The sequence below is a fragment of the Actinomadura violacea genome (genome assembly GCF_017573465.1).
GTDB classification, from domain to species: Bacteria; Actinomycetota; Actinomycetes; order Streptosporangiales; family Streptosporangiaceae; genus Spirillospora; species Spirillospora violacea.
In genome coordinates, this window is record NZ_JAGEPF010000048.1 from 26,428 (window position 1) to 49,513 (window position 23,086).

Consider the following 23,086-nt stretch of genomic DNA (forward strand, 5'->3'; position numbering starts at 1 on the left):
ATTCCATGACCACGACCATCGACGGTTTCGAGTACCGGCGGGTTCAGGTCGCCGACGGCGTGTCCCTGAACGCCGCCGTCGGCGGCGCGGGCAGCCCGATCGTGCTGCTGCACGGCTTCCCGCAGACCCACCTGATGTGGCGGCACGTCGCCGCCGACCTCGCCGCCGACCACACCGTCATCTGCCCTGACCTGCGCGGATACGGGGCGAGCGACAAGCCCGTGGACGGCCCGGACACCTACTCCAAGCGGACCATGGCCGCCGACACCGTCGCCCTCGCCCGCGCGCTCGGGCACGAGCGCTTCGCGCTGGCCGGGCACGACCGCGGCGCCCTGGTCGCCTTCCGCGCCGGCCTCGACCACCCGGACGTGATCACGCACCTGGCCTGCCTGGACGTGCTGCCCACGCTGGAGATGTGGGACGCGATGCACGGGGTGAGCGCCGCCGTCGGCTTCCACCTCTACCTGATGGCGCAGCCGCCCGGCCTGCCCGAGCGGATGATCGCCGCCACCGCCGACGAGTTCTTCGGCCACTTCCTGGACGTCTGGGGCGCCGGCCCGGAGGCGATCCCCGCCGACGTCCGCGCCGACTACCTGGACGCGTGCCGCGCCGCCGTCCCGTCGATCGTCGCGGACTACCGGGCGTCCGCCGGCATCGACGTGACGCACGACCAGGCCGACCGCGACGCCGGCAACCGGCTGCGCATGCCGGTCACCGTCCTCCAGCAGGACTGGGGCGCCGCGCTCGGCTTCGACGCGCGGGCGCTGTGGTCGGCGTGGGCGCCGGACCTGGTGCACGGGACGGTCGACCACGGCCACTTCATGGCCGAGCAGGCGCCCGCCGAGATCGCCAAGACCCTGCGCGAGCTGATGGCTCGGTAACCGTCAGGCGGACAGCCAGTCGAGGATGCGGCGGTTGACGTCCGCGGGGCGGTCCAGCTGGAGGAAGTGGCCCCCGCCGGGGACGAGTTCGGCGCGCGAGCCGGCGGGGAGCCCGGCCAGGACGGCGCCGACGTCGTCGCCGGGAGCGACGACGTCGGGCCCCAGGCAGCCGTCTTCGGTGCCGTGCAGGTACAGGACGGGGCGTACGCCCACCGAGTTGGCCGCCCTCTGCTCCGCCGCATAGCGGGGGATGTGCCGCGAGGTGTCGAGCATGGCGCGGTAGTAGCCGATCGCGGCGGACAGGTTGTCCGGCGTGGCGAGGCAGTCCATGACGTGGTCGACGTCCTCGGCGGCGTAGCCCGCGTCCTTGGGGGACCAGTCGCGCCATAGGCCCTCGATGAAGGCGCGGTTCACGGCGGCCTCGGCCAAGGGCGTCTGGAACACGAAGATGTAGAACGAGCGCTTGAGCTGCTCGTAGTCGAAGAAGGCCGTCGCCATCACCGAGATGGGCGGGACGGACATGGCGACGGCCTTGCGCCAGCGTTCGGGGGCGGACGCGGCGGCGCCGTAGGTGGCGAAGGCGCCCCAGTCGTGCCCGATGACGACGGCGTCGGAGCCGCCGCCGAACGCCTCGTGCAGGGCGTTGGCGTCCGCGGCGAGCGCGCCGCCCTGGTAGGCGCCGTCCTCGGGCACGGAGGTGGGCGCGTACCCGCGCATGAAGGGCGCGACCGCGCGGTATCCGGCGGCCGCCAGTTCGGGGAGCAGGTGCCGCCAGGTGTGCGCGGAGTCGGGGAAGCCGTGCAGGCACAGTGCGAGCGGGCCGCTCTCGGGGCCCGCCGCGAGGTAGCCGAATTCCAGGCCGTTCGCCTTGACCGAACCGGTCGTGATGTCGCCCATGCGGGTGTTCGCCTCCTTGGTCCCGCGGTGACGCTACTCCGGACCGGTTCCGTGCGGTGCGGCCGGGTAGGGGGCACGTGGCCACGACGCTACGGATACATGTGTCTGATTACGTGTTTACATCGGATTTAGTCGTCGCTTAGCATCATCGCAACTGGATCGCTCGCATTCGCGTGCATCCTCGGTCGTGACAAGGGAAGCGTGATGACGGAGCCGGACGTGACCAGCCAGCACAACGAACCGATGCAGAGGGCGGCCCGCGACCACCTGTGGATGCACTTCGCGCGGCACTCGGCCTCCCAGGAGGGCGCCGAGATCCCGATGATCGTCCGGGGCGAGGGGCCGTACGTCTACGACGCGGCGGGCCGGCGCTACCTCGACGGGCTGTCCGGCCTGTTCACCGTCCAGGCGGGGCACGGGCGCGAGGAGCTGGCACAGGCCGCCGCCAAGCAGGCCGCGGAGCTGGCCTACTTCCCGATCTGGTCGTACGCGCACCCCAAGGCGGTCGAGCTGGCCGAGCGGCTCGCCGGGCTGGCGCCGGAGGGCCTGGACCGGGTGTTCTTCACCGCCGGCGGCGGCGACGCCGTGGAGAGCGCCTGGAAGCTCGCCAAGCAGTACTTCAAGCTGACCGGCAAACCCGCCAAGCACAAGGTGATCAGCCGCGCGGTCGCCTACCACGGCACCCCGCACGGCGCGCTGTCGCTGACCGGCCTGCCCGGGCTGAAGGCGCCGTTCGAGCCGCTGGTCCCGAGCGCGTTCCGGGTGCCGAACACCAACATCTACCGGGCGTCCGAGCACGCCGACGACCCGGAGGCGTTCGGCCGCTGGGCCGCGGACCGGATCGAGGAGGCCATCGAGTTCGAGGGCCCCGAGACGGTCGCGGCGGTGTTCCTCGAGCCGGTGCAGAACGCGGGCGGCTGCTTCCCGCCGCCGCCGGGGTACTTCCAGCGCGTCCGCGAGATCTGCGACCGGCACGACGTGCTGCTGGTGTCGGACGAGGTGATCTGCGCGTTCGGCCGGCTCGGCACCATGTTCGGCGCGCAGCGGTTCGGCTACACGCCGGACATCATCACCTTCGCCAAGGGCGTGACCTCGGGGTACTCGCCGCTCGGCGGGATGCTCGTCACGGACCGGCTGTTCGAGCCGTTCAAGCACGGCGAGACGATGTTCGCGCACGGCTACACCTTCGGCGGGCACCCGGTGTCGGCGGCGGTGGCGCTGGCGAACCTCGACCTGTTCGAGCGCGAGGACCTGCTCGGCCATGTCATGCGCAACCGCGACGCGTTCCGCGCCACCCTGGAGCGGCTGCGGGACCTGCCGATCGTCGGGGACGTCCGCGGCGACGGCTACTTCTACGGCATCGAGATGGTGAAGGACCGCGATACGCGGGAGACCTTCACCGAGGAGGAGTCGGAGCGGCTGCTGCGGGGCTTCCTCGACAAGGCGCTGTACGAGGCGGGCCTGTACTGCCGCGCCGACGACCGCGGCGACCCGGTCGTCCAGCTGGCGCCGCCGCTGACCTGCGACCAGTCGCACTTCGACGAGATCGAGCAGATCCTGCGCTCGGTGCTGAGCGAGGCGTGGGCGCGGCTCTGATCCGTCCGGGCGGTACGGTGTAGGGCGGCACGGTGTGATGCGGGTCACCGTGCCGCCCGGTGTCGGTCGCGCGCTTTACTTTGAGACAGTGCTTGTAAACCGAATCGCGTTCGGATGAGGAGATGGCACGTGCTCGAGGTGGAGGACATCAACCTGACGGACTGGGAGTTCTGGCGCCGGCCGCACGACCAGCGGCACGCGGCCTTCAAGGCCCTGCGGTGGCACCCCGAACTCGTCAAGTTCGAGGAGCCCGACATCATCATCGCGCCGCAGGGGCCGGGCTACTACGCCCTCACCCGGCACGCCGACGTCGTCGAGGCGTCCCGCCGCCCGCAGGACTTCTGCTCGGGCCGCGGCGCGATCAGCATCCCGGACATGCCCGGTGACATGCACGAGTACTTCGGCTCGATGATCAGCATGGACGACCCCCGGCACGCCAAGATCCGCCGGATCGTGTCCCGGGCGTTCTCGCCGCGGATGATCCAGCGGTTCGAGGACCGCGTCGAGGCGGTCGCCGCCGAGATCGTCGGGAACGTCGCGGCGGGCGGCGGCACCGGCGACTTCGTCGCGGACGTGGCCGCCCGGCTGCCCCTGAAGATCATCTGCGACATGATGGGGATCGCCGAGGACCAGTACCAGACCGTCCTGGACGCGACCAACGTCATCCTCGCCGGCAACGACGCCGAGTTCGTGCCCACCGGCGACCCCGAGCAGCTCGCCCTCGCGCTGCTGAACGCGGGCGAGACGCTGCGCGGCCTGGTCGAGGAACTCGGCCGCAAGCGCCGCGAGGACCCCACCGACGACCTGACGTCCGCCCTGGTCAACGCCAACATCGACGGCGAGTCCCTGACCGACCAGGAGCTGGGGTCGTTCTTCATCCTGCTCGTCGTCGCCGGGAACGAGACGACCCGCAACGCGATCGCGCACGGCCTGGACCTGCTCACCCGCAACCCCGACCAGCGCGCCCTGCTCACCGAGGACTTCGAGGGCCGGATCGCGGGCGCCGTCGAGGAGATCGTCCGGTACGTGTCGCCGGTCATCTGGATGCGCCGCACCGCGACCCGCGACACCACGCTGAACGGCCACGAGATCAAGGAGGGCGACAAGCTCGTCCTCTACTACTGGTCGGCGAACCGGGACGAGTCGGTCTTTACGAACCCGGAGAAGTTCGACATCCTGCGCGACGCGAAGGAGCACGTCGGGTTCGGCGGCCCCGGCCCGCACTTCTGCCTCGGCGCCCACCTCGCGCGGCGGGAGATCACCGTGATGTTCCGCGAGCTGCTGGCCAAGGTCCCCGCGATCAAGGCCGGCGAGCCCGACCGGCTGGAGTCCAACTTCATCAACGGGATCAAGCGGCTGCCGTACACGATCTGAGCGAGGCCCCGCGCAGGGCGCTTCGGCGGCTTTGTCCGGGATCATCGCAACCGGCGGTCGACGGCTCGGTGAACGTTGCGTGGCCGGCCGCCGGGACGGCACCCGGCCCGGTTAACGTGCGGAGAGGCCCAGTTCCGCACGTTCCGGGAGCGCCCGTGCCCGAGACCGACCCGACCGCCGAGCCGCGCACGGCCCGGGAACGGGGCGACCGGCTCGCCGCCGACAACGCGGCCGTCCGGCTGCGGCTCGCCGAGCTGGAGAACGAGCAGGCCGACCGGGACGAGCAGATCGGGCGGCTGATCGGCGCGCTGAACGAGGCGGCCCGGCGGATCGGCGACCTCGACCGCCGCCGGGCCGCGGCCGAGCACCGCGCCGAGCGCGCCGAGTGGGAGCACGAGGCGCTGCGGCTGCGGCGCTGGTCGCGGCTCGGCCCGGCGCTCACCGCGCTGCGCCGCCGCCCGCTGGCGGCCCGCTCGTACCGGCGCGTCCGGGAGGCGCTGCGCGCCCTGCCCGCGCCGCCCGAGCCGCCCGCCGAGCCGGCGCGGACGCGCCGCCCCGACGTCCTCGTGGCCGAGACCGAGCCGGTCGATGCGGGCGCCGCGGCGGCGCCGGACGGGCCGCTGAACCGGCCTGGCCTCGTCGCCGCCGTCGTCCTCGGCGCCGTCCTGGAGGCGAACCTCCGCTACGAGTGGACGCAGGCCCCCGTGCCGGGCGGCTGGCGGGAGGCGTTCGAGGAGCGGCCGCCGGGGCTGCTGCTCGTGGAGTCGGTCCCGACCGCCCTGCCCGTCGCGGACATGGCGGCGTGGTGCCGGGAGCGCGGCGTCCCGACCGCCTACTGGGACACCGGCGCCGGCCTGGGCGAGGCCGCCGCGCACTTCGACCATGTGTTCACCGTGGACGCGGCGGCGGTGCCGGAGCACCGGCGGAGCCTCGGCCACGACCGCGTCCACCATCTGCCACTAGCCGCGCAGCCGCGCCTGCACAACCCGATGCGCGTGCAGGACCACGGCCGCTACCCGCTGCTGTACGAGGGGGAGTACGACAAGGCCGCCGAACCGCTCATCGCGCCCGCGCCCAGGCTCGGCGCGCACTTCTTCGCCACCGGCTTCCCCCGCCTGTACCGGCAGCGGGTCGCGCCACCGCGCCCGTACGAGGAGGCCGTCGCGATCCGCAAGCGGTTCCGCGTCCTCATCGCGCCCGAGCCGCGACTGGCGTACGAGGCGGCGGCGGCCGGCGTGCCCCTCATCCACCACCGGGCGGACGCCAGCCCGGCGTTCGGCCCCGCGGTGCAGGACACCAAGGAGGCGCAGCGCACCCTGCGCGCGCTCCTCAGGTCCTCGGAACTACGCGACCGGCAGGCGCACCTCGCACTGCGCCGCGTCCACGCCGAGCACACCTACGGGCATCGGGTCGACACCCTCCTGGAACACCTTGGAACCGGGCCCGCGCCCGTAAGGCCGCCGTCGGTGTCGCTGGTGCTGTCCACCTGCCGGGCCGAGCAGATCGCCTCGTCGATCGAGCAGATCGCGGCGCAGACCTGGCGTCCGCTGCAGCTCGTGCTGGTGCTGCACCGCCTCGACCTCGATGCCAGGGACGTGGAGAAGCGGGCGATCGCCGCAGGGATCGACGACGTCGTCGTCCGCAAGGCCGGCGCGTCACTGTCCCTGGGCGAGTGCCTCAACCTCGGCATAGAGGCCGCGGATGGCTCGTACATAGGCAAGGTCGATGACGACGAACTGTACGGGCCGCACTACGTGTCCGACCTGCTTCCCGCCTTCTCCTACACCGAGGCCGGTGTCGTGGGGAAGCTCGCCCACTACGCCCATCTGGAATCGTTCAACGCGACCGTGCTGCGCTATCCCGAGCACGAGCACCGCTACGTGGACGTCGTACGCGGCGGTGCCGTGCTCGGGGACGGCGACCTGATGCGCACGTACCGGTTCGCCGACCGTGGATGTGGCGAGGACACCGACCTCTTCCAGCGGCTGCGCGCGGACGGGGTCCGCGTGTACGCGGCCGACAGGTTCTCGTTCGTCACCGTCCGGCACGCGGACGCCACCCGCCACACCTGGCGGCCCACCGACATGGAGCTTCTCGACTCCGGCAGGCTGGTGCTCTACGGCCTCCCCAAAGAGCACATCCTGTTCTGACCGGACCTACCAGGGCACCGGGCCGCCCTCGGCCACGAACGCGCCGTTCGCCGCCCCGCCGTTCGCCGCTCCGGCGATCACGGCGGCGCCCTGGGCAGGCGTGCGGGGGCCGGTGTGCCCGTTCAGGTCGGTGGCGCAGAACCCGGGCGCGGCCGCGACCACGGTGACCGAGGTGTCGGCGAGCTCCTTGGCGTAGGCGACCGTCACCGCGTTCAGCGCCGACTTGGACGTGTTGTAGGGGAGCAGGTTGACGCGGTTCACGGGCGCGGACGGGTCGCTGTGCAGCGTCAGCGAGCCGAGTTCGCTGGAGACGTTGACGATCCGGCCGGCGGGGGAGCGGCGCAGCAGCGGCAGCATCGCGTTGGTGACGGCGACGACGCCGAACACGTTCGTCTCGAACGTCTCCCGGACCTGCGCGGCCGTCGTCCGGCTCGGCGGCGTGGAGCGGCCGGAGCCGGAGGCGTCCGTCGAGGTGATCCCGGCGTTGTTGACCAGGATGTCCAGCCGCCCGTGCTCGGCGCCGATCCGGTCGGCGGCGGCCTTGATGCTCACCTCGTCGGTGACGTCGATGCGGACGAAACGCGCATCGATGCCCTCGCCCGCCAGTTCGGCCGTGGCCTTCTCCCCGAGCTCCTCCGAACGCGCGCCGATCAGCACGGTCATGCCGCCGGAGCCGAGGATGCGCGCCGTCTCGAAACCGATTCCCTTGTTCGCGCCGGTGATGAGCGCGATCTGTGCAGTGGTCATGGCACCAGCCTGTTGCGGACCGGCCCGCGATAGGAGAGACCGCTCGAAGCTGGGATCGGCGATACCACCCTCGGCGTGGCGGCCGGCCGACGGCATCGGCCATGCTGGAACCCATGGACAGGCAGGAGTTGGCCGCGTTCCTCCGCTCGCGCCGGGCCCGCGTACAGCCGGCGGACGTCGGGCTCAAGGCGGGGACGCGCCGGCGGACGCCGGGTCTGCGCCGCGAGGAGGTCGCGCAGCTGGCCGGGATGTCGGTGGACTACTACATCCGGCTGGAACAGGGGCGCGGCCCGAACCCGTCCAGGCAGATCCTCGCCGCGCTGGCGCGCGCGCTGAGGCTCACCGACGACGAGCGCGGCCACCTCTATCACTTGGCGGGAGAGTCGCCGGAACTGCCTGCGGCGCCGTCCAAGGAGGTCCCGCCCGGCATCCTGCACCTGCTGGAACGGCTCGACGACACGCCCGCCTACGTGCTGAACGCCCGCCACGACATCCTCGCCTGGAACCCGCTGGCGGCGGCGCTGATGACGGACTTCGCCGTCCTGCCGCCCGGGGAGCGCAACGTGATCCGCTGGCTGTTCACCAGCCCGGTCGCCGACCGCTACGACACCGACGAGTACGTGGCGGAACTGGCGGGCGAGTCGGTCGCGGACCTGCGCGCCGCCGCCGGCCGCTATCCCGGCGACGCCGGCATAGCCGAACTGGTCGCGGAGGTGTCCGCGCGCAGCCCGCTGTTCGCGCGCCTGTGGGACTCCGGGGAGGTCGGCATCAGGCGCGGCACCCGCAAACGCATGGTCCATCCGCTGGTCGGCCCGCTGGAACTGCACTGCGACGTCCTGTACGTGCCGGAGCGCGACCAGCGGGTGGTGCTCTACACCACGACGCCCGGCACGCCGTCCCATGAAGCCCTGAAGGCGCTGCGCGAGATCGCCCAGGGATCGCTCGCCGCACGTTGAACCGCGGCGCGCCGTGCCCTCGGACCCGGCGCGCCGCGGTGCGGCATGAGTCGGGTCACCAGGGGACGGGCTGACCGGGCTTCTCGGCGCCGCCCTGGAAGGCGCCGTTCGGGCCGTCGTCGCCCACCGTCGCCAGCAGCACGACCTCCTCCGCGCCCTGCACCGGCGTGCGGAAGCCGCTGTTGCCGTTCAGGTCGGTGGCGCAGTAGCCGGGGTTGGCGAGGTTCACCTTGATCTGGGTGTCGGCCAGTTCCTTGGCGTAGGCGATCGTGACGGCGTTCAGCGCCGTCTTCGAGGAGTTGTACGCCAGCAGGTTGAACGGGAAGAACGGGCTGGACGGGTCGGTCAGCAGCGTCAGCGAGCCGAGCTCGCTGGACAGGTTGACGATGCGGCCGGCGGGGGAGCGGCGCAGCAGCGGGAGCATCGCGTTGGTGACGGCGACGACGCCGAACACGTTGGTCTCGTAGGTCTCGCGCAGCCCGTCCATCGACGTCGCACTGGGCGCGCCGTACGCGGACGACGGCGAGATGCCGGCGTTGTTGACCAGGACGTCGAGCCGCCCGTGCTCCTCCTCGATCCGCTGCGCGGCGGCGTCGACGCTCGCCGCGTCGGTGACGTCGATCCGGACGAAGCGGGCGTCGACGCCCTGGCCGGCGAGGTCGGCCGCGGCCTTCTCGCCGAGTTCGGTGTTGCGGGCGCCGACCAGGACGGTCATGCCCTTCTCGCCGAGGAGACGGGCGGTCTCGAAACCGATCCCCTTGTTGGCTCCGGTGATGAGCGCGATCTGCGTGGTGTTCATGGCTTCAGCCTGTTGCGGACCGGCCCGCGATAGGAGAGACCGCTCGAAGCTGGGATCGGCGGTACCACCTTGGGGACGGCCGCCCGGCCGTTGCGTCCGCCATGCTGGGACGTATGGACAGGCAGGAGACGGCCGCGTTCCTGCGCGCGCGCCGGGCCCGTGTGCAGCCCGCCGACGTCGGCTTGCAGTCCGGGACGCGCCGCCGGACGCCCGGTCTGCGCCGGGAGGAGGTCGCCCGCCTCGCCGGCATGTCGGTGGACTACTACATCCGGCTGGAACAGGGGCGCGGACCGAGGCCGTCAAGGCAGATCCTCGCGGCGCTGGCGCGCGCGCTGAGGCTCTCCGATGACGAGCGCAGCCACCTCTACAACCTCGCGGGCGAGCCGATGGGGCCGCCGCCAGGACCGCCGCAGGAAGTGCCCGCGGGCATCCTGCATCTGCTGGAACGGCTGGACGACACTCCCGCGTACGTCCTGGATGCCAAATACGACGTCCTCGCCTGGAACGACATGGCGGCGGCGCTGATCGCCGACTTCTCCGAGGTCTCGCCGCGCGAACGCAACATCGTGCGGGCGTTCTTCCTCCACCCCGACGCCTGCCTCATCGACGATGACGACGAATACGGGAAGTTCGCACAGCAGAGCGTCGCCGACCTGAGAGCGGCGGCCGGGCGCTATCCGCATGACCCCGGAATCAAGGCGCTCGTCAATGAACTGAATGAGAGCAGCGACCTGTTCCGCCGGCTATGGGACCGGCATCAGATCGAGGTCCGGCGCAACGGCGTGAAACGCATGAAGCATCCGGTCGTGGGCGACCTCGAAGTGTTCTGCGACGTCCTCGTCGTCCCCGACCGGGACCAGAAGGTCGTCCTCTACACCGCCGCGCCGGGCACCCCGTCGCACGAGGCGCTGAAACTGCTCCGGGTCGTCGGGACCCAGGACCTCAGCACGCGCTGAGGCCCCGGGCCCCTCTGGCCGGCCGGGTCAGCGCAGCTCGCGCTTGAGGATCTTGCCGGTGGCGGTCATCGGGAGCTCGTCCCGGAACTCCACGATCCGCGGGTACTTGTAGTTGGCGAACTGCTCCTTGCCCCACGCGATCAGCTCGTCCTCGGTGACCGCGGCGCCGGGCTTGCGGATCACGTACGCCTTGACCTCCTCGCCGTGGCTCGGGTGCGGCACGCCCACCACCGCGGCCAGCGAGACGTCCGGATGGGTCATCAGGACCTCCTCCAGCTCCCGCGGGTACACGTTGTAACCGCCCCGGATGATCATGTCCTTGGAGCGGTCGATGATGTAGTAGTAGCCCTCCTCGTCGCGGCGGGCCACGTCGCCGGTGCGGAACCAGCCGTCCTTGATCGCCTCGGCGGTCGCCTCGGGCCGGTTGTAGTAGCCCTTCATGATGTTGTGGCCGCGCACGGCGATCTCGCCGGGGCCCTCGCCCTCGACGTCCTTCCACTCGTCGTTGACGAGCTTCATCTCCACGCCCCAGACCGGCAGCCCGATCGAGCCCGGCTTGGTCGGCCGGTCGGGCCGGTTGAACGAGCACACCGGGGAGGTCTCCGACAGCCCGTAGCCCTCCAGGACGTTCATCCCGAACTTGTCCCGGACGCCCTTGATGACCTCCATCGGCAGCGCCGCGCCGCCCGACACCGCGACCCGCAGGGTCTCCCGGATCGTCGCGACGTCCGCGGCGGAGGTGTCGTCGCTCAGCAGCGCCCAGTACATGGTCGGGACGCCGGCGAAGATCGTCACCTTCTCCTTCACCATCAGCTCGACCGCCTCCTTGGCGTCGAACCGCGGCTGCATGACGAGCGTGCCGCGCCGGTAGAACCCGACGTTCATCACGCACGTCTGCCCGAAGATGTGGAACAGCGGCAGCGTCACCAGCGAGGTGTCGTGCAGCGTCCGCGCGAACAGCGTGTCGTCCACCATCGCGTTCATCAGCAGGTTGCCGTGCGTGAGCTCGGCGCCCTTCGGCTGCCCGGTCGTCCCGCTGGTGTAGATGATCACCGCGGTGTCGGTGCCCTCGGTCCGCTCGGTCTCGAAGGTGCCCGGCTGCCCGGCGAGCGCCGCCCAGAACAGCTCGGCGCCCTCGACCGGCGACTCGGTCGCGGCCGGGTTCGCCGGCAGCAGGAAGAAGTGCTCGCAGCCCTCCGCCTGCTCGAAGCCCGCGCGGCCGGCCTCGCCGAGCGGCAGCTGCGGCGTCCCCTCGAAGCAGAAGAACGCCTTGGCCTCGGAGTCGGCCAGGTGGTAGGCGATCTCGCGCGGCTTGAGCAGCACGTTCAGCGGGACGACCACCGCGCCGGCCTTGAGCGCGCCGAAGTACACCATCGGGAAGTACGGCAGGTTCGGGCTGGACAGCGCCACCTTGTCGCCGGGGCGCACGCCGCGCGACCGCAGCAGGTTCGCGACCTGGTTCGCGACCGAGTCGACGAAGGAGTACGGCAGCCGCAGGTCGCCGAACACGACGGCGTCGCGGTCGGGCGTCTCCCTGGCGGCGTCCTCCAGCAGCACGGACAGGTTGAGCATGGCACTCCTCGCGCGGAAAGGTGACCGGCCGGTTTGTTACCGAGGAGTCTATGACCAGGTGGCCAGGCGGGACGTGGGGTCCCGCCTGGCCGGGGGCGGGCAGGCCCGGGGCGGGGCGGACCGCGGCCGGGAGGGGCGGTCACGGCGGTCCGGCCGCCCCGGTGCTCAGCCGAAGTCGACGTCCGAGCACTGGTAGAAGGCGTTGCCGGTGTCGGCGATGTCCCAGACGGCCAGGATCATGTGCCGGCCGTGCTTGGCGGGCAGCGTCCCGCTGTGGCTGACGTCGTACGGCGGACGCTGCCCGCCGTAGTTCACCTGGAGGAACGGCGTCAGGTCGAGTTGCGCGCGGGTGAGCGGCTGCGCGGGGTTCCAGCCGTCCCGCGTGATGAAGTAGCGGAACGAGGTGGTGGCGTGGGCGGCGGTGAGGTGCCAGGTGAAGGTGTACGGCCCGCCGGCCACCTTCGTGGCGGGCCAGGTGCCGCCGCGCGGGTCGTCGAGCGGGGCCCAGCGGCTGTCGCCGGCCGCGCAGAGCGTCCCGTCGGCGGGGCCGGACTGGGGGAAGCCCTTGGGGCCCTCGGTGCTCTGCGGCTCCCACTGGATGGGGCCGCAGTTCTGGACGGCGCCCTGCTTGCACAGCAGCGCCCGGCTGGGCGGGTTGCTGGTGTAGCCGTGGGCGAGGGCGGGAGCGGCGGTGAGGAGCGAGGCGCCGACGCCGACCGCGGCGGCGATGGCGAGGGTGGACTTGCGTGGCATGCGCGTCTCCTTGGCGGGGGTGGCCCCCTCTGGGTGAAGGGACCGGAGCGAGCCTCGGCCGGATCCTCCTTTTAAATAGGAAACTTTCCTTTTGAATGAGGATCGGCGATCCCGCGTCGCGCGTCAACCCCCCGGCCCCGAGGGCCCGCCCGAAGGCTTGCGGTTGCGCTACTCTTGATGTATGTCGGCCAGGCTGCTCCTTCAACGACCACGTTGACGCATCGACGTCGACGTGGTGGCCCCTCCTGCGCGAGGGGCCGTTTCATGTGACGGACAGCCCCGTAGGCCCTGTGACCCCAGACGGAGACCGGAGCGGAAGCGTGAGCAGCGACGAGCAGTACGACCCACGGGCGGTTCAGGACAAGTGGCAGGCCCGCTGGGCGGAGCTCGACCCCTTCACGGCCGAGGACAAGGACGAGGGCCGCGAGCGGCGCTACGCGCTGGACATGTTCCCCTACCCCAGCGGCGACCTGCACATGGGGCACGCCGAGGCGTTCGCCATCGGCGACGTCGTCGCCCGCTACTGGTTCCAGCGCGGCCACAACGTCCTGCACCCCATCGGCTGGGACTCCTTCGGCCTGCCCGCCGAGAACGCCGCGATCAAGCGCGACTCGCACCCCGCCGAGTGGACCTACGCCAACATCGACACCCAGGCCGCCTCGTTCCGCCGCTACGCCCCGTCCTTCGACTGGACGCGCCGCCTGCACACCTCCGACCCCGAGTACTACAAGTGGACGCAGTGGCTGTTCCTGCGCTTCTACGAGCGGGGCCTGGCCTACCGCAAGGGCGGCCACGTCAACTGGTGCCCCAAGGACCAGACCGTCCTGGCCAACGAGCAGGTCGTCGGCGGGCACTGCGAGCGCTGCGGCGCGCTGGTCGAGAAGCGCGTGCTGACCCAGTGGTACTTCAAGATCACCGACTACGCGGACCGGCTGCTGGACGACATGGCGCAGCTGGAGGGCAAGTGGCCCGAGCGCGTCCTGCTGATGCAGCGCAACTGGATCGGCCGCTCCACCGGCGCCGACGTCGACTTCGTCATCGAGGGCCGGGACGAGCCCGTCACCGTCTACACCACCCGCCCCGACACCCTGTTCGGCGCCACCTTCATGGTCGTCGCCGCCGACGCCGCGCTGGCCGAGGAGGTCTGCCACCCCGACCAGCGCGCCGCGTTCGAGGCCTACCGCGAGGAGGTCTCGCGGGAGAGCGAGATCGAGCGGCTGTCCACCGAGCGCGAGAAGACCGGCGTGTTCCTGGGCCGCTACGCGGTCAACCCCGTCAACGGCGAGCGGCTGCCGGTCTGGGCGTCGGACTACGTGCTGGCCGAGTACGGGCACGGCGCGATCATGGCGGTGCCCGCGCACGACCAGCGCGACCTGGACTTCGCGCTGAAGTTCGGGCTGCCGGTCCGCACCGTCGTGGAGACCGGGCTGCCCGACCCCGCCGAGACCGGCATGGCCACCCCCGGCGACGGCCGGCTGGTCAACTCCGGCCCGATCGACGGGCTGGGCAAGGCCGACGGCATCGCCCGGATCATCGAGGTGCTGGACGAGCGCGGAACCGGACGCTCCTCCGTCAACTTCCGGCTGCGCGACTGGCTGGTGTCGCGGCAGCGGTTCTGGGGCTGCCCGATCCCGATCGTGCACTGCCCGGCGTGCGGCGAGGTCCCGGTCCCGGACGACCAGCTGCCCGTCCGGCTGCCGGAGAACCTGCGCGGCGCCGACCTGGCGCCCAAGGGCACCTCGCCGCTGGCCGCCGCGTCCGACTGGGTGAACGTCGAGTGCCCGAAGTGCGGCGGCGCCGCCAAGCGCGACACCGACACCATGGACACCTTCGTCGACTCGTCCTGGTACTACTTCCGGTACTGCTCGCCCGGCTACGAGGGCGGCCCGTTCGACGTCGAGCAGGTCCGCCGCTGGATGCCGGTCGACCAGTACACCGGCGGCGTCGAGCACGCGATCCTGCACCTGCTGTACAGCCGGTTCTTCACCAAGGTCCTGTACGACATGGGCATGGTCGACTTCACCGAGCCGTTCACCCGGCTGCTGAACCAGGGCCAGGTGATCCTGAACGGCAGCGGGATGTCGAAGTCGACCGGCAACCTGGTCGACCTGGGCGACCAGATCGGCGAGTTCGGCGTGGACGTCGTCCGGCTGGCGATGCTGTTCTCCGGCCCGCCCGAGGACGACATCGACTGGGCCGACGTGTCCCCGCACGGCATGTCCAAGTTCCTGACCCGGGTGCACCGCATCGCCACCGAGGTGTCCTCCGCGCCCGGCGCCGACCCCGCGTCCGGCGACACCGAGCTGCGCCGCGCCACCGCCCGCACCGTCGACGAGGCCACCAGGATGGTCGAGACGCAGCGGTTCAACGTGGCGATCGCGCGGATCATGGAGCTGGTCACCGCCACCCGGCGGGCGATCGACTCCGGGCCCGGCGCCGCCGACCCGGCCGTCCGCGAGGCCGCCGAGGCGATCGCGGTGCTGCTGTCGCTGTTCGCCCCCTACACCGCCGACGAGGCGTGGGAGCTGCTGGGACGCACCGCGCCGGTGATCCGCGCGGGCTGGCCGCAGGCCGACCCGGCGCTGCTGGTGGAGGAGTCGGTGACCTGCGTGGTGCAGGTCGCCGGCAAGGTCCGCGACCGGCTGGAGGTGCCGCCCGGCATCGCCGCCGAGGAGCTGGAGCGGCAGGCGCTGGCCTCCGCCAAGGTCCAGGACGCGCTGGGCGGCGCGGAGATCGCCAAGATCATCGTCCGGGCGCCGAAGATCGTGAACATCGTCCCGAAGCGCTAGGCGCACCGAGCCGGCCGCACGCGCTGAGGCGGCCGCGGGGATCGTCCCCCGCGGCCGCCTCTCAGCGTCGCTCGCACGCCCTCGCGGGGCGCCCCGCTACATCTTGCGCAGGACCGCCACGACGCGCCCCAGCACGGACGCCTCGTCGCCGGGGATCGGCTCGTAGGCGGAGTTCTGCGGCATCAGCCAGATGTGGCCGTCCTTGCGCTTGAACGTCTTCACCGTGGCCTCGCCGTCGATCATGGCGGCGACGATGTCGCCCTGCTCGGCGACCGGCTGCTGGCGCACCACGACCCAGTCGCCGTCCGCGATCGCCGCCTCGATCATCGAGTCGCCGGTGACCTTCAGCAGGAAGTGCGTGCCCTCGCCGACGAGCTGCTTGGGCAGCGTGAACACGTCCTCCACGGCCTCCTCGGCGAGGATCGGCCCACCGGCGGCGATCCGGCCGACGAGCGGCACGTAGGCCGGCGCGGGCCGCGTCGAGGTCTCCTGGCCGCCCACCGCCTCGTAGGAGTCGGGCTCGGTGCGCACCGGCGTCGCGCCGGGCACCCGCACCTCGACCGCCCGCGGGCGGTTCGGGTCGCGCCGCAGGTACCCCTTGCGCTGCAGGGCCCGGAGCTGGTGCGACACGCTGGAGGTGCTGGTCAGGCCGACCGCCTCGCCGATCTCGCGCATCGAGGGCGGGTACCCCCGGCGCTGGACCGAGTCGCGGATCACCTCCAGCACCATGCGCTGCCGCTGGGTCAGGCCCGACTCCTCCGCGGGCCCGTCGGGCAGCTCCCGGACCTTGCTCATCGCTCGTCGCCTCCCGGGCGCCTCGATCCGTCACTCCTTGTCATGAACGCTATCGCGTCCGGACGAAATGATCAAACAATTGTTCGAAGATGTGCTCGCGTTTCGCGGGTGGGCTGCGGTACAACATCGTACAGGCGTTCGATCGAAAATTCATTCGAAGTCGAGGAGGGTGGAGATGCCCGATTCGCCGTCCGCCGAGCGGGCCCCGCTGCGGCTGACCCGCCGCGGCCGCACGGTGCTGGTCGCCTTCGCCGCCGCCGTCACGCTCGCCGCCCTCTGGGTGGACGGCGGCACCGGCGCCTTCGCCGGCGGCCGCGCCGACCACCGCGCGCCGTCCGGGCACGTCCGGACGGCCGTCGTCGAGCCCGGCGAGACCCTCTGGGGCATCGCGACCGCCTGCGACCCCGGCGCCGACCCGCGCGTCACCGTGCAGCGGATCATCGACCTCAACGGGATGGGCGGCGACCCCACGGTACAGCCCGGCCAGCGGCTCCTCCTGCCCGGCTGACCGGCTCCCGGCGGCCGCGTCCGGCCACCTCGCGGCGACACGCCCGGGGCCGTGCGCGGGATCGCCCGACGTGACCTGGATCTACGCGGGCGGATGTGACGGGGGTCTACTCCCGGGGCCGTGGATCAGGTTGCGTAGCCCTGCGCCGAGCCGTACGGTTGACCACAACATCTAGTAGTAACACTGATGTAACTCACCTATATATGGCGTGTAGTCGGTGTGACTCGTTTTCCGTCAGGGGAGGGATAGCGCGTGCACTGCCCGTTCTGCCGCAACCCTGACACCAAAGTGATCGACAGCCGTGCCACCGACGACGGCGGCGCCATTCGGCGCCGCCGCGCGTGCGCGGAATGCGGCAAGCGATTCACCACGCAGGAGAATGTGCTCGTCATGGTGGCCAAGCGCAGCGGGGTCACCGAGCCGTTCTCCCGGGAAAAGATCATCGCCGGGGTGCGCAGGGCCTGCCAGGGCCGCCCGGTGGACGAGGATGCGCTCGCGAAGCTGGGGCAGCGGGTCGAAGAGGCGATCAGATCGTCCGGATCCGCGGAAATCCCCTCGCACGAGGTCGGGCTCGCGATCCTGGGGCCCCTTCGTGAACTCGATGAGGTCGCCTATCTGCGATTCGCCTCGGTCTACCGGAGCTTCGAGTCGCTGGACGACTTCGCCAAGGAGATCGACGCACTGCGGAAGGCCGGTTCCTCGGGGGAGCCCGGCCCGCCCCGGTAGGGGCGGTTCCGGAAATACGAGAAGCACATTGTGAAGGCGCCTCCGCGCGGGCATGGCCCGTGCGGCGGCGGAGTTGTTCCTGTACAGGGCCCGGCGGGAGGGCCCGGGAGGGGGAAGTCATGACGGAGACGGTCAGCGGCCCGGCACGGCGCGGCAAGGGGGGCCGCAAGGGGCTGAAGGTGGAGCGGATCTTCACCACGCCCGGCGTCCACCCCTACGACGAGCTGCGCTGGGAACGCCGCGACGTCGTCATGACCAACTGGCGCGACGGTTCGGTCAACTTCGAGCAGCGCGGGGTCGAGTTCCCCGACTTCTGGTCGCTGAACGCGGTCAACATCGTCACGTCCAAGTACTTCCGCGGCGCCGTCGGCACCCCGCAGCGCGAGTGGAGCCTCAAGCAGCTCGTCGACCGGGTCGTCGGCGTGTACGTGGAGACCGGCCTGGCGAACGGCTACTTCGCCTCCGAGCAGGATGCCGAGGTCTTCGACCACGAGCTGAAGTACGCGCTGGTCCACCAGCTGTTCAGCTTCAACTCGCCGGTCTGGTTCAACGTCGGCACGAAGTCGCCGCAGCAGGTGTCGGCCTGCTTCATCCTGTCGGTGGACGACACCATGGAGTCGATCCTCGACTGGTACAAGGAAGAGGGCGTGATCTTCAAGGGCGGCTCCGGCGCCGGCCTGAACCTGTCGCGCATCCGCTCCAGCAAGGAGCTGCTGTCCTCCGGCGGCACCGCCAGCGGCCCCGTGTCGTTCATGCGCGGCGCCGACGCCTCCGCCGGGACGATCAAGTCCGGCGGCGCGACCCGCCGGGCCGCCAAGATGGTCGTGCTGGACGTCGACCACCCCGACGTCGCCGAGTTCATCGAGACCAAGGCGCGCGAGGAGGACAAGATCCGCGCGCTGCGGGACGCCGGATTCGACATGGACCTCGGCGGCAAGGACATCGGCAGCGTCCAGTACCAGAACGCCAACAACTCCGTCCGCGTCTCCGACGAGTTCATGCACGCGGTCGAGTCCGACGGCGAGTTCGGGCTGCGCGCCCGGATGACCGGCGAGATCGTCGAGACGATCAAGGCCAAGGAGCTGTTCCGGCTCATGGCGCAGGCCGCCTGGGAGTGCGCCGACCCCGGCATCCAGTACGACGACACGATCAACGACTGGCACACCAACCCCGAGTCGGGCCGGATCACCGCGTCCAACCCGTGCTCGGAGTACATGTCGCTGGACAACTCGTCCTGCAACCTCGCCAGCATCAACCTGCTGAAGTTCCTCACCGACGAGGGCACCTTCGACGTCGCGAAGTTCGTCAAGCTCACCGAGCTGATCATCACGGCGATGGACGTCTCCATCACCTTCGCCGACTTCCCGACCGAGAAGATCGCGCAGACCACCCGCGACTACCGCCAGCTCGGCATCGGCTACGCCAACCTCGGCGCGCTGCTGATGGCGACCGGCCACGCCTACGACTCCGAGGGCGGCCGGTCCCTCGCCGCCGCCATCACCTCGCTGATGACGGGCGTCGCCTACCGCCGCTCCGCCGAGATGGCCGGCGTCGTCGGCCCGTACGAGGGCTACGCGCGCAACGCCGAGGGCCACAAGCGGGTCATGCGCAAGCACGCCGCGGCCAACGACGACATCCGCACCCTCGACGACATGGACAAGGCGATCCACGCCGCCGCCGCCAAGCAGTGGCAGGAGTGCCTGAAGACCGGCGAGAAGCACGGCTACCGCAACGCGCAGGCGTCGCTGCTGGCCCCGACCGGCACCATCGGCCTGATGATGGACTGCGACACCACCGGCATCGAGCCCGACCTCGCGCTGATGAAGTTCAAGAAGCTCGTCGGCGGCGGCTCGATGCAGATCGTCAACCAGACGGTGCCGCGGGCGCTGCGCAAGCTCGGCTACCAGCAGGAGCAGATCGAGGCGATCGTCGAGTACATCGGCGAGAACGGTCACGTCGTGGACGCTCCGGGCCTGCGCCCCGAGCACTACGAGGTGTTCGACTGCGCGATGGGCGAGCGGGCGATCAGCCCGATGGGGCACGTCCGGATGATGGCGGCGACGCAGCCGTTCCTGTCCGGCGCGATCTCCAAGACCGTCAACATGCCGGAGCAGGCCACCGTCGAGGACATCGAGAAGGTGTACTTCGAGGGCTGGCGGCTCGGCCTGAAGGCCCTGGCGATCTACCGCGACAACTGCAAGGTCGGCCAGCCGCTGTCGGCGGCCGGCAAGAAGGAGGAGCCGAAGGCGGAGGTCGCCCCGGTCGAGGTGCGGCCCGTCCGCAAGCGGCTGCCGAAGCAGCGGCCCGCCACCGTCACCCGCTTCTCCGTCGCGGGCGCCGAGGGCTACATGACCGCCTCGTCCTACCCCGACGACGGTCTCGGCGAGGTGTTCCTCAAGCTCGGCAAGCAGGGCTCCACGCTCGCCGGCGTGATGGACGCCTTCTCCATGGCGATCTCCATCAGCCTCCAGTACGGCGTGCCGCTGGAGACCTGGGTGGAGAAGTTCACCAACATGCGGTTCGAGCCCGCCGGGATGACCGACGACCCCGACATCCGCATGGCCACCTCGGTGATGGACTACATCTTCCGCCGCCTGGCGCTGGACCACCTGCCGTACGAGGAGCGCGCGGGCCTCGGCATCTTCACCGCCGCGGAGCGTGCGATGCAGGCCAACGGCGAGGACCCGGCGACCCTGCACGCCGAGGAGGAGATCGAGCACGAGACGCTCGCGCAGTCGGCGGAGATCACCCGTCCGGCGGTGCCGGCGCCCGCGCCGGAGGCGCGCTCGTCGATGGAGGTCATCGAGAGCCGCCAGGGCCGTACCGCCGACGCGCCGCTCTGCCTCACCTGCGGCACGAAGATGCGCCCGGCGGGCAGCTGCTACGTCTGCGAAGGCTGCGGCTCCACCAGCGGCTGCAGCTGATTTCCGGCAAGACCGCAGAGGACGCGACATCCGGCACTGAGATGCCATAGGCGTCGTCAAGGGCGGTGGCGGGACGAATCGTCTCGCCACCGCCCGACTCACTCGGGCGCTCGATGGAGCGCATCGCCACCCGCCGCTCTCTTGGTCTCCAAGGCGGATACGGGGGAGAAGACCGAACCGCAGGTGCCGCATTCCGCGTCGCCGAACACGTGCCTGAGGCCCCAGGCGAGCCTCGGCTGATCGTCCCGCACCGCTCCGTGGTGCAACCGCCCCTCGACGCCCATCAGGTCGCCCGCGGCGGCAGGGCGCAGCGGGATGGGACGGACGTCACCGAGGTCCCAGTCGCGAATCGACGAGTAGCAGCCGAAGTCCCCGATCACGGGGCTGACCTTGTCGGAGCACCGGGGGCAGCGGACTTCGATGCAGAAATCGAAGAAGTCATCGAGCGTGTCGCTCAGCACCGGATACCCGTCCAATGCGAGCTTCGCCCGGAAGCACGTCCGGTAGTCGTCCGGACGTTCCGACGACCACCTGTCAGCCGCGGCGCTCAGCATGGCCAGCGACCGGTGAAGCCCCTCCGTCCCTTCCAGAGGCCGGCCCTCACGGAGAGCAGCCCCGACGATCTCGCCTGCGAGCTCGATCGCCGCGTACCTCACCGCTCGGTTCGTGTGCTGGGCGAGGGAGGCCAGCGCCGGCAACGCGGCGATGCCTGCCTCGCAGGTGTTCCCCTGGTGCCAGAGCTGCGCCCACAGTTCGCTCCAGGCGTCGTGGTCACCGGTCTCCGCAGCCTTGAGGAGTGCCGGGACGTCCTGCGCCGACCCGTAGACGCCCTGCAGGCGCGCCCAATCGATCACAGCTCGAAGTTTCTCGTGTGTCGCGGGGTCAGGGCTTGGGCCTGGGGCGGAGGTTGCGGTAGCCGGGGTGGACGTCGGGGTGTAGGCCCTGCTGGTCGGCGATGCGGCGGAGCAGGGCGAGGAGCCGGTCGCGTTCTTCGTCGTTCAGGGCCTCGCAGAGCGACAGTTCGTGCGCCATGCCCGCCTGGGCGAGTTCGGTGAGGAGCGCTTCGCCCTTGCCGGTGAGGTGCAGTGCGTAGACGCGGCGGTCGGTCGCGTTCCTGCGGCGCTCGATGAGGCCGCGCTCCTCCAGTTCGTCGGCGAACGGGACGAACCGGCTCGGCGGCATGCCGAGGTCGCCGGCGAGTTCGCGCTGGCTGCGGCCCGGGGCGGCGGCCAGCATGCGCAGCAGCCCGGCCTGCGCGGGGGTCAGGTCGAGACCGGCGATCCGGTCGGCGAACTGCCCCGCCGCGTGCGCACCGAGCTGGGCCAGCAGGAAGGCGACGCCCGTCCGGGGCGTGGGTGCGCTCGCGGTCATGCCGACATCGTAGCCTCTTGACAATCGTTCCATTTTGTAATCATTATCGAATGTATACGGTACGTCGAGAGGGAGAGACCATGAACACCCAGACCGCCGCGCGGCCCGCGGGATCCGGCCGCCGCCCGCAGTCCGGCCCGCCGCTGCTGCTGCCCGTCCTCGCCTTCACCGCGCTGACCGTCGCCTACGTGGTGGCCAACCGGTCCACGCCGCATCCGGACGCGTCCGGCGCCGACGTGCTGCGCTACGCCCAGGACCACGGGACCGCGATCAAGATCGGCACGTTCCTGCTGCTCGGCTCGGCCTTCCCGCTCACGGTGGCCGCCTGCGTCCTCTACCGGCGGCTGCGGGCGCTCGGCATCACCGCGCCCGGATCGGCGATCACCCTGGCCGGCGGGATCCTCGCGGCCGGCATGCTCGCGCTCAGCGCGATGTTCGGCTGGGCCGGCGGACGGCTGCCCGCCGACGCGAGCCCCGCGCTGGCCCGGGCGCTGGCCGACCTGTCGTTCCTGTCCGGCGGCCCCGGCTACGCCGCGTCGTTCGCGCTGCTCGTCGCGGGCCTGGCGGTCACGGGCCTGCTCGCCCGGCTGCTGCCGCGGCCGATGGCCTGGATCGGGCTGGCGATCGCCCTCGCCGGCATGGTCGGGACGCTGGCGCTGGTGGGCTCGGGATTCGCCGTCCTCGCCCCGGTCGTCCGCTTCGGCGGGCTGCTGTGGCTGGTCGCCACCGCCGCGCTGCTGCCGCGGACCCGCCACGAAGTGCGGGCCCGGGACGGCGCCGCGACGGCGTGAACGTGCGATTCCCGCGTACGGCGCGGGAACGGACCGGGAAACCGGCGGCGGACGACTCCGCCGCCGGTTTTCCATTCGTGCGGTCAGCCGGTCCTGAAACTGCCGGTGGGGGAAACGTGCGCGCCGTAGCCGGGGGAAATGGAGCTGAACGGGGGCGGGACGGGGATCGCGCAGAACGGGTCGGAGTAGAACCGCAGGCGGGCGGTGCTCTCGTTGACGACCACGTGTGCGCCGGGCGGCAGGGATTGGCAGTTCGGCGAGGGCGAATACTCCTTGAGGCGGGTGCCGGCCCAGGAGATCTGCGTGCCCTCGGTGACGAAAACGATGATCTTCCCTTCCGGTGGCGCGAGGCGTTCCGCGGCGCCGGCGGCGGGGGCCGCCGAGGCGGCGGCGAGCGCCGCCGTGAGGGCTGTGGCGACAGTGGCGAGGCGTGAGGGGATGGGCATGCCGCTCCTTGCGGGTCGAATGGGGGAACGCGGCGATGATGCCCGGCCCGCGCCG

The 23,086-nt window shown here is 71.3% G+C and carries 20 protein-coding genes; 11 read left to right on the plus strand and 9 right to left on the minus strand.

What is annotated here, in order from left to right:
- Window positions 1-5: 5 nt before the first annotated feature.
- Window positions 6-881 (plus strand): alpha/beta fold hydrolase, encoded by an 876-nt coding sequence (locus tag J4709_RS49205; protein WP_208252415.1) that lies wholly within the window; start codon window positions 6-8, stop codon window positions 879-881.
- Window positions 882-884: 3 nt separating this feature from the next.
- Here J4709_RS49205 and J4709_RS49210 read toward each other — a convergent pair whose 3' ends face one another.
- Window positions 885-1,778 carry an alpha/beta fold hydrolase gene (locus J4709_RS49210; RefSeq protein WP_208252416.1) on the minus strand — a complete coding sequence of 298 codons (894 nt, stop codon included), beginning with the start codon at window positions 1,776-1,778 and terminating at the stop codon, window positions 885-887.
- A gap of 204 nt (window positions 1,779-1,982) precedes the next feature.
- On the opposite strand from J4709_RS49210, the gene J4709_RS49215 reads away from it, so the two are divergent.
- The 3 genes from J4709_RS49215 (at window position 1,983) to J4709_RS49225 (ending at window position 6,898) form a co-directional block, all read left to right on the plus strand.
- On the plus strand, window positions 1,983-3,374 hold the full coding sequence (locus J4709_RS49215; protein WP_208252417.1) for an aspartate aminotransferase family protein: 1,392 nt from the start codon (window positions 1,983-1,985) through the stop codon (window positions 3,372-3,374).
- A gap of 114 nt (window positions 3,375-3,488) precedes the next feature.
- A complete protein-coding gene (locus J4709_RS49220; protein WP_208252418.1) occupies window positions 3,489-4,748 on the plus strand; it encodes a cytochrome P450 in 1,260 nt (419 codons plus the stop codon).
- A gap of 155 nt (window positions 4,749-4,903) precedes the next feature.
- Entirely contained in the window at window positions 4,904-6,898 is a 1,995-nt protein-coding gene (locus J4709_RS49225) for a glycosyltransferase family protein (protein WP_208252419.1), read from the plus strand.
- A 6-nt stretch (window positions 6,899-6,904) separates the two neighbouring features.
- On the opposite strand, the gene J4709_RS49230 is transcribed toward J4709_RS49225, so the two are convergent.
- Window positions 6,905-7,645, minus strand: a complete 741-nt coding sequence (locus tag J4709_RS49230) for an SDR family oxidoreductase (protein WP_208252420.1) — start codon at window positions 7,643-7,645, stop codon at window positions 6,905-6,907.
- A gap of 113 nt (window positions 7,646-7,758) precedes the next feature.
- Here J4709_RS49230 and J4709_RS49235 point away from each other — a divergent pair, with 113 nt between their 5' ends.
- Window positions 7,759-8,601 carry a helix-turn-helix transcriptional regulator gene (locus J4709_RS49235; RefSeq protein WP_208252421.1) on the plus strand — a complete coding sequence of 281 codons (843 nt, stop codon included), beginning with the start codon at window positions 7,759-7,761 and terminating at the stop codon, window positions 8,599-8,601.
- A 55-nt stretch (window positions 8,602-8,656) separates the two neighbouring features.
- Here the strand turns inward: J4709_RS49235 and J4709_RS49240 are convergent, their stop codons facing one another.
- The gene (locus J4709_RS49240; protein WP_208252422.1) at window positions 8,657-9,400 is read right to left on the minus strand and encodes an SDR family oxidoreductase; all 744 of its coding nucleotides are present in this window, start codon (window positions 9,398-9,400) and stop codon (window positions 8,657-8,659) included.
- Between the two features lie 113 nt (window positions 9,401-9,513).
- Between J4709_RS49240 and J4709_RS49245 the strand changes: the two genes are divergently transcribed.
- Window positions 9,514-10,356, plus strand: coding sequence for a helix-turn-helix transcriptional regulator (locus J4709_RS49245; RefSeq protein WP_208252423.1), 843 nt, complete (start codon window positions 9,514-9,516; stop codon window positions 10,354-10,356).
- A gap of 27 nt (window positions 10,357-10,383) precedes the next feature.
- On the opposite strand, the gene J4709_RS49250 is transcribed toward J4709_RS49245, so the two are convergent.
- Window positions 10,384-11,928: a long-chain-fatty-acid--CoA ligase gene (locus tag J4709_RS49250; protein ID WP_208252424.1), complete on the minus strand. Its 1,545-nt coding sequence runs from the start codon at window positions 11,926-11,928 to the stop codon at window positions 10,384-10,386.
- A 165-nt stretch (window positions 11,929-12,093) separates the two neighbouring features.
- Window positions 12,094-12,681 (minus strand): lytic polysaccharide monooxygenase auxiliary activity family 9 protein, encoded by a 588-nt coding sequence (locus J4709_RS49255; RefSeq protein WP_208252425.1) that lies wholly within the window; start codon window positions 12,679-12,681, stop codon window positions 12,094-12,096.
- A gap of 320 nt (window positions 12,682-13,001) precedes the next feature.
- On the opposite strand from J4709_RS49255, the gene leuS reads away from it, so the two are divergent.
- Window positions 13,002-15,470 carry a leucine--tRNA ligase gene (leuS, locus tag J4709_RS49260; protein ID WP_208252426.1) on the plus strand — a complete coding sequence of 823 codons (2,469 nt, stop codon included), beginning with the start codon at window positions 13,002-13,004 and terminating at the stop codon, window positions 15,468-15,470.
- A 96-nt stretch (window positions 15,471-15,566) separates the two neighbouring features.
- On the opposite strand, the gene lexA is transcribed toward leuS, so the two are convergent.
- Window positions 15,567-16,265 (minus strand): transcriptional repressor LexA, encoded by a 699-nt coding sequence (gene lexA / locus J4709_RS49265; RefSeq protein WP_208252427.1) that lies wholly within the window; start codon window positions 16,263-16,265, stop codon window positions 15,567-15,569.
- 175 nt (window positions 16,266-16,440) lie between these two features.
- Here lexA and J4709_RS49270 point away from each other — a divergent pair, with 175 nt between their 5' ends.
- The 3 genes from J4709_RS49270 (at window position 16,441) to J4709_RS49280 (ending at window position 20,423) form a co-directional block, all read left to right on the plus strand.
- Entirely contained in the window at window positions 16,441-16,773 is a 333-nt protein-coding gene (locus J4709_RS49270) for a LysM peptidoglycan-binding domain-containing protein (RefSeq protein WP_208252428.1), read from the plus strand.
- A gap of 252 nt (window positions 16,774-17,025) precedes the next feature.
- The gene (nrdR, locus tag J4709_RS49275; RefSeq protein ID WP_208252429.1) at window positions 17,026-17,499 is read left to right on the plus strand and encodes a transcriptional regulator NrdR; all 474 of its coding nucleotides are present in this window, start codon (window positions 17,026-17,028) and stop codon (window positions 17,497-17,499) included.
- A gap of 119 nt (window positions 17,500-17,618) precedes the next feature.
- Window positions 17,619-20,423 carry a vitamin B12-dependent ribonucleotide reductase gene (locus tag J4709_RS49280; RefSeq protein ID WP_208252430.1) on the plus strand — a complete coding sequence of 935 codons (2,805 nt, stop codon included), beginning with the start codon at window positions 17,619-17,621 and terminating at the stop codon, window positions 20,421-20,423.
- Window positions 20,424-20,521: 98 nt separating this feature from the next.
- On the opposite strand, the gene J4709_RS49285 is transcribed toward J4709_RS49280, so the two are convergent.
- Both J4709_RS49285 and J4709_RS49290 read right to left on the minus strand, forming a co-directional pair.
- Entirely contained in the window at window positions 20,522-21,277 is a 756-nt protein-coding gene (locus tag J4709_RS49285; RefSeq protein ID WP_208252431.1) for a hypothetical protein, read from the minus strand.
- 28 nt (window positions 21,278-21,305) lie between these two features.
- Entirely contained in the window at window positions 21,306-21,794 is a 489-nt protein-coding gene (locus J4709_RS49290; RefSeq protein ID WP_232385242.1) for a MarR family winged helix-turn-helix transcriptional regulator, read from the minus strand.
- Window positions 21,795-21,874: 80 nt separating this feature from the next.
- Here J4709_RS49290 and J4709_RS49295 point away from each other — a divergent pair, with 80 nt between their 5' ends.
- Window positions 21,875-22,585 (plus strand): DUF4386 domain-containing protein, encoded by a 711-nt coding sequence (locus J4709_RS49295; protein WP_208252433.1) that lies wholly within the window; start codon window positions 21,875-21,877, stop codon window positions 22,583-22,585.
- A gap of 83 nt (window positions 22,586-22,668) precedes the next feature.
- Here the strand turns inward: J4709_RS49295 and J4709_RS49300 are convergent, their stop codons facing one another.
- Window positions 22,669-23,031 carry a hypothetical protein gene (locus tag J4709_RS49300; RefSeq protein ID WP_208252434.1) on the minus strand — a complete coding sequence of 121 codons (363 nt, stop codon included), beginning with the start codon at window positions 23,029-23,031 and terminating at the stop codon, window positions 22,669-22,671.
- Window positions 23,032-23,086 lie beyond the last annotated feature (55 nt).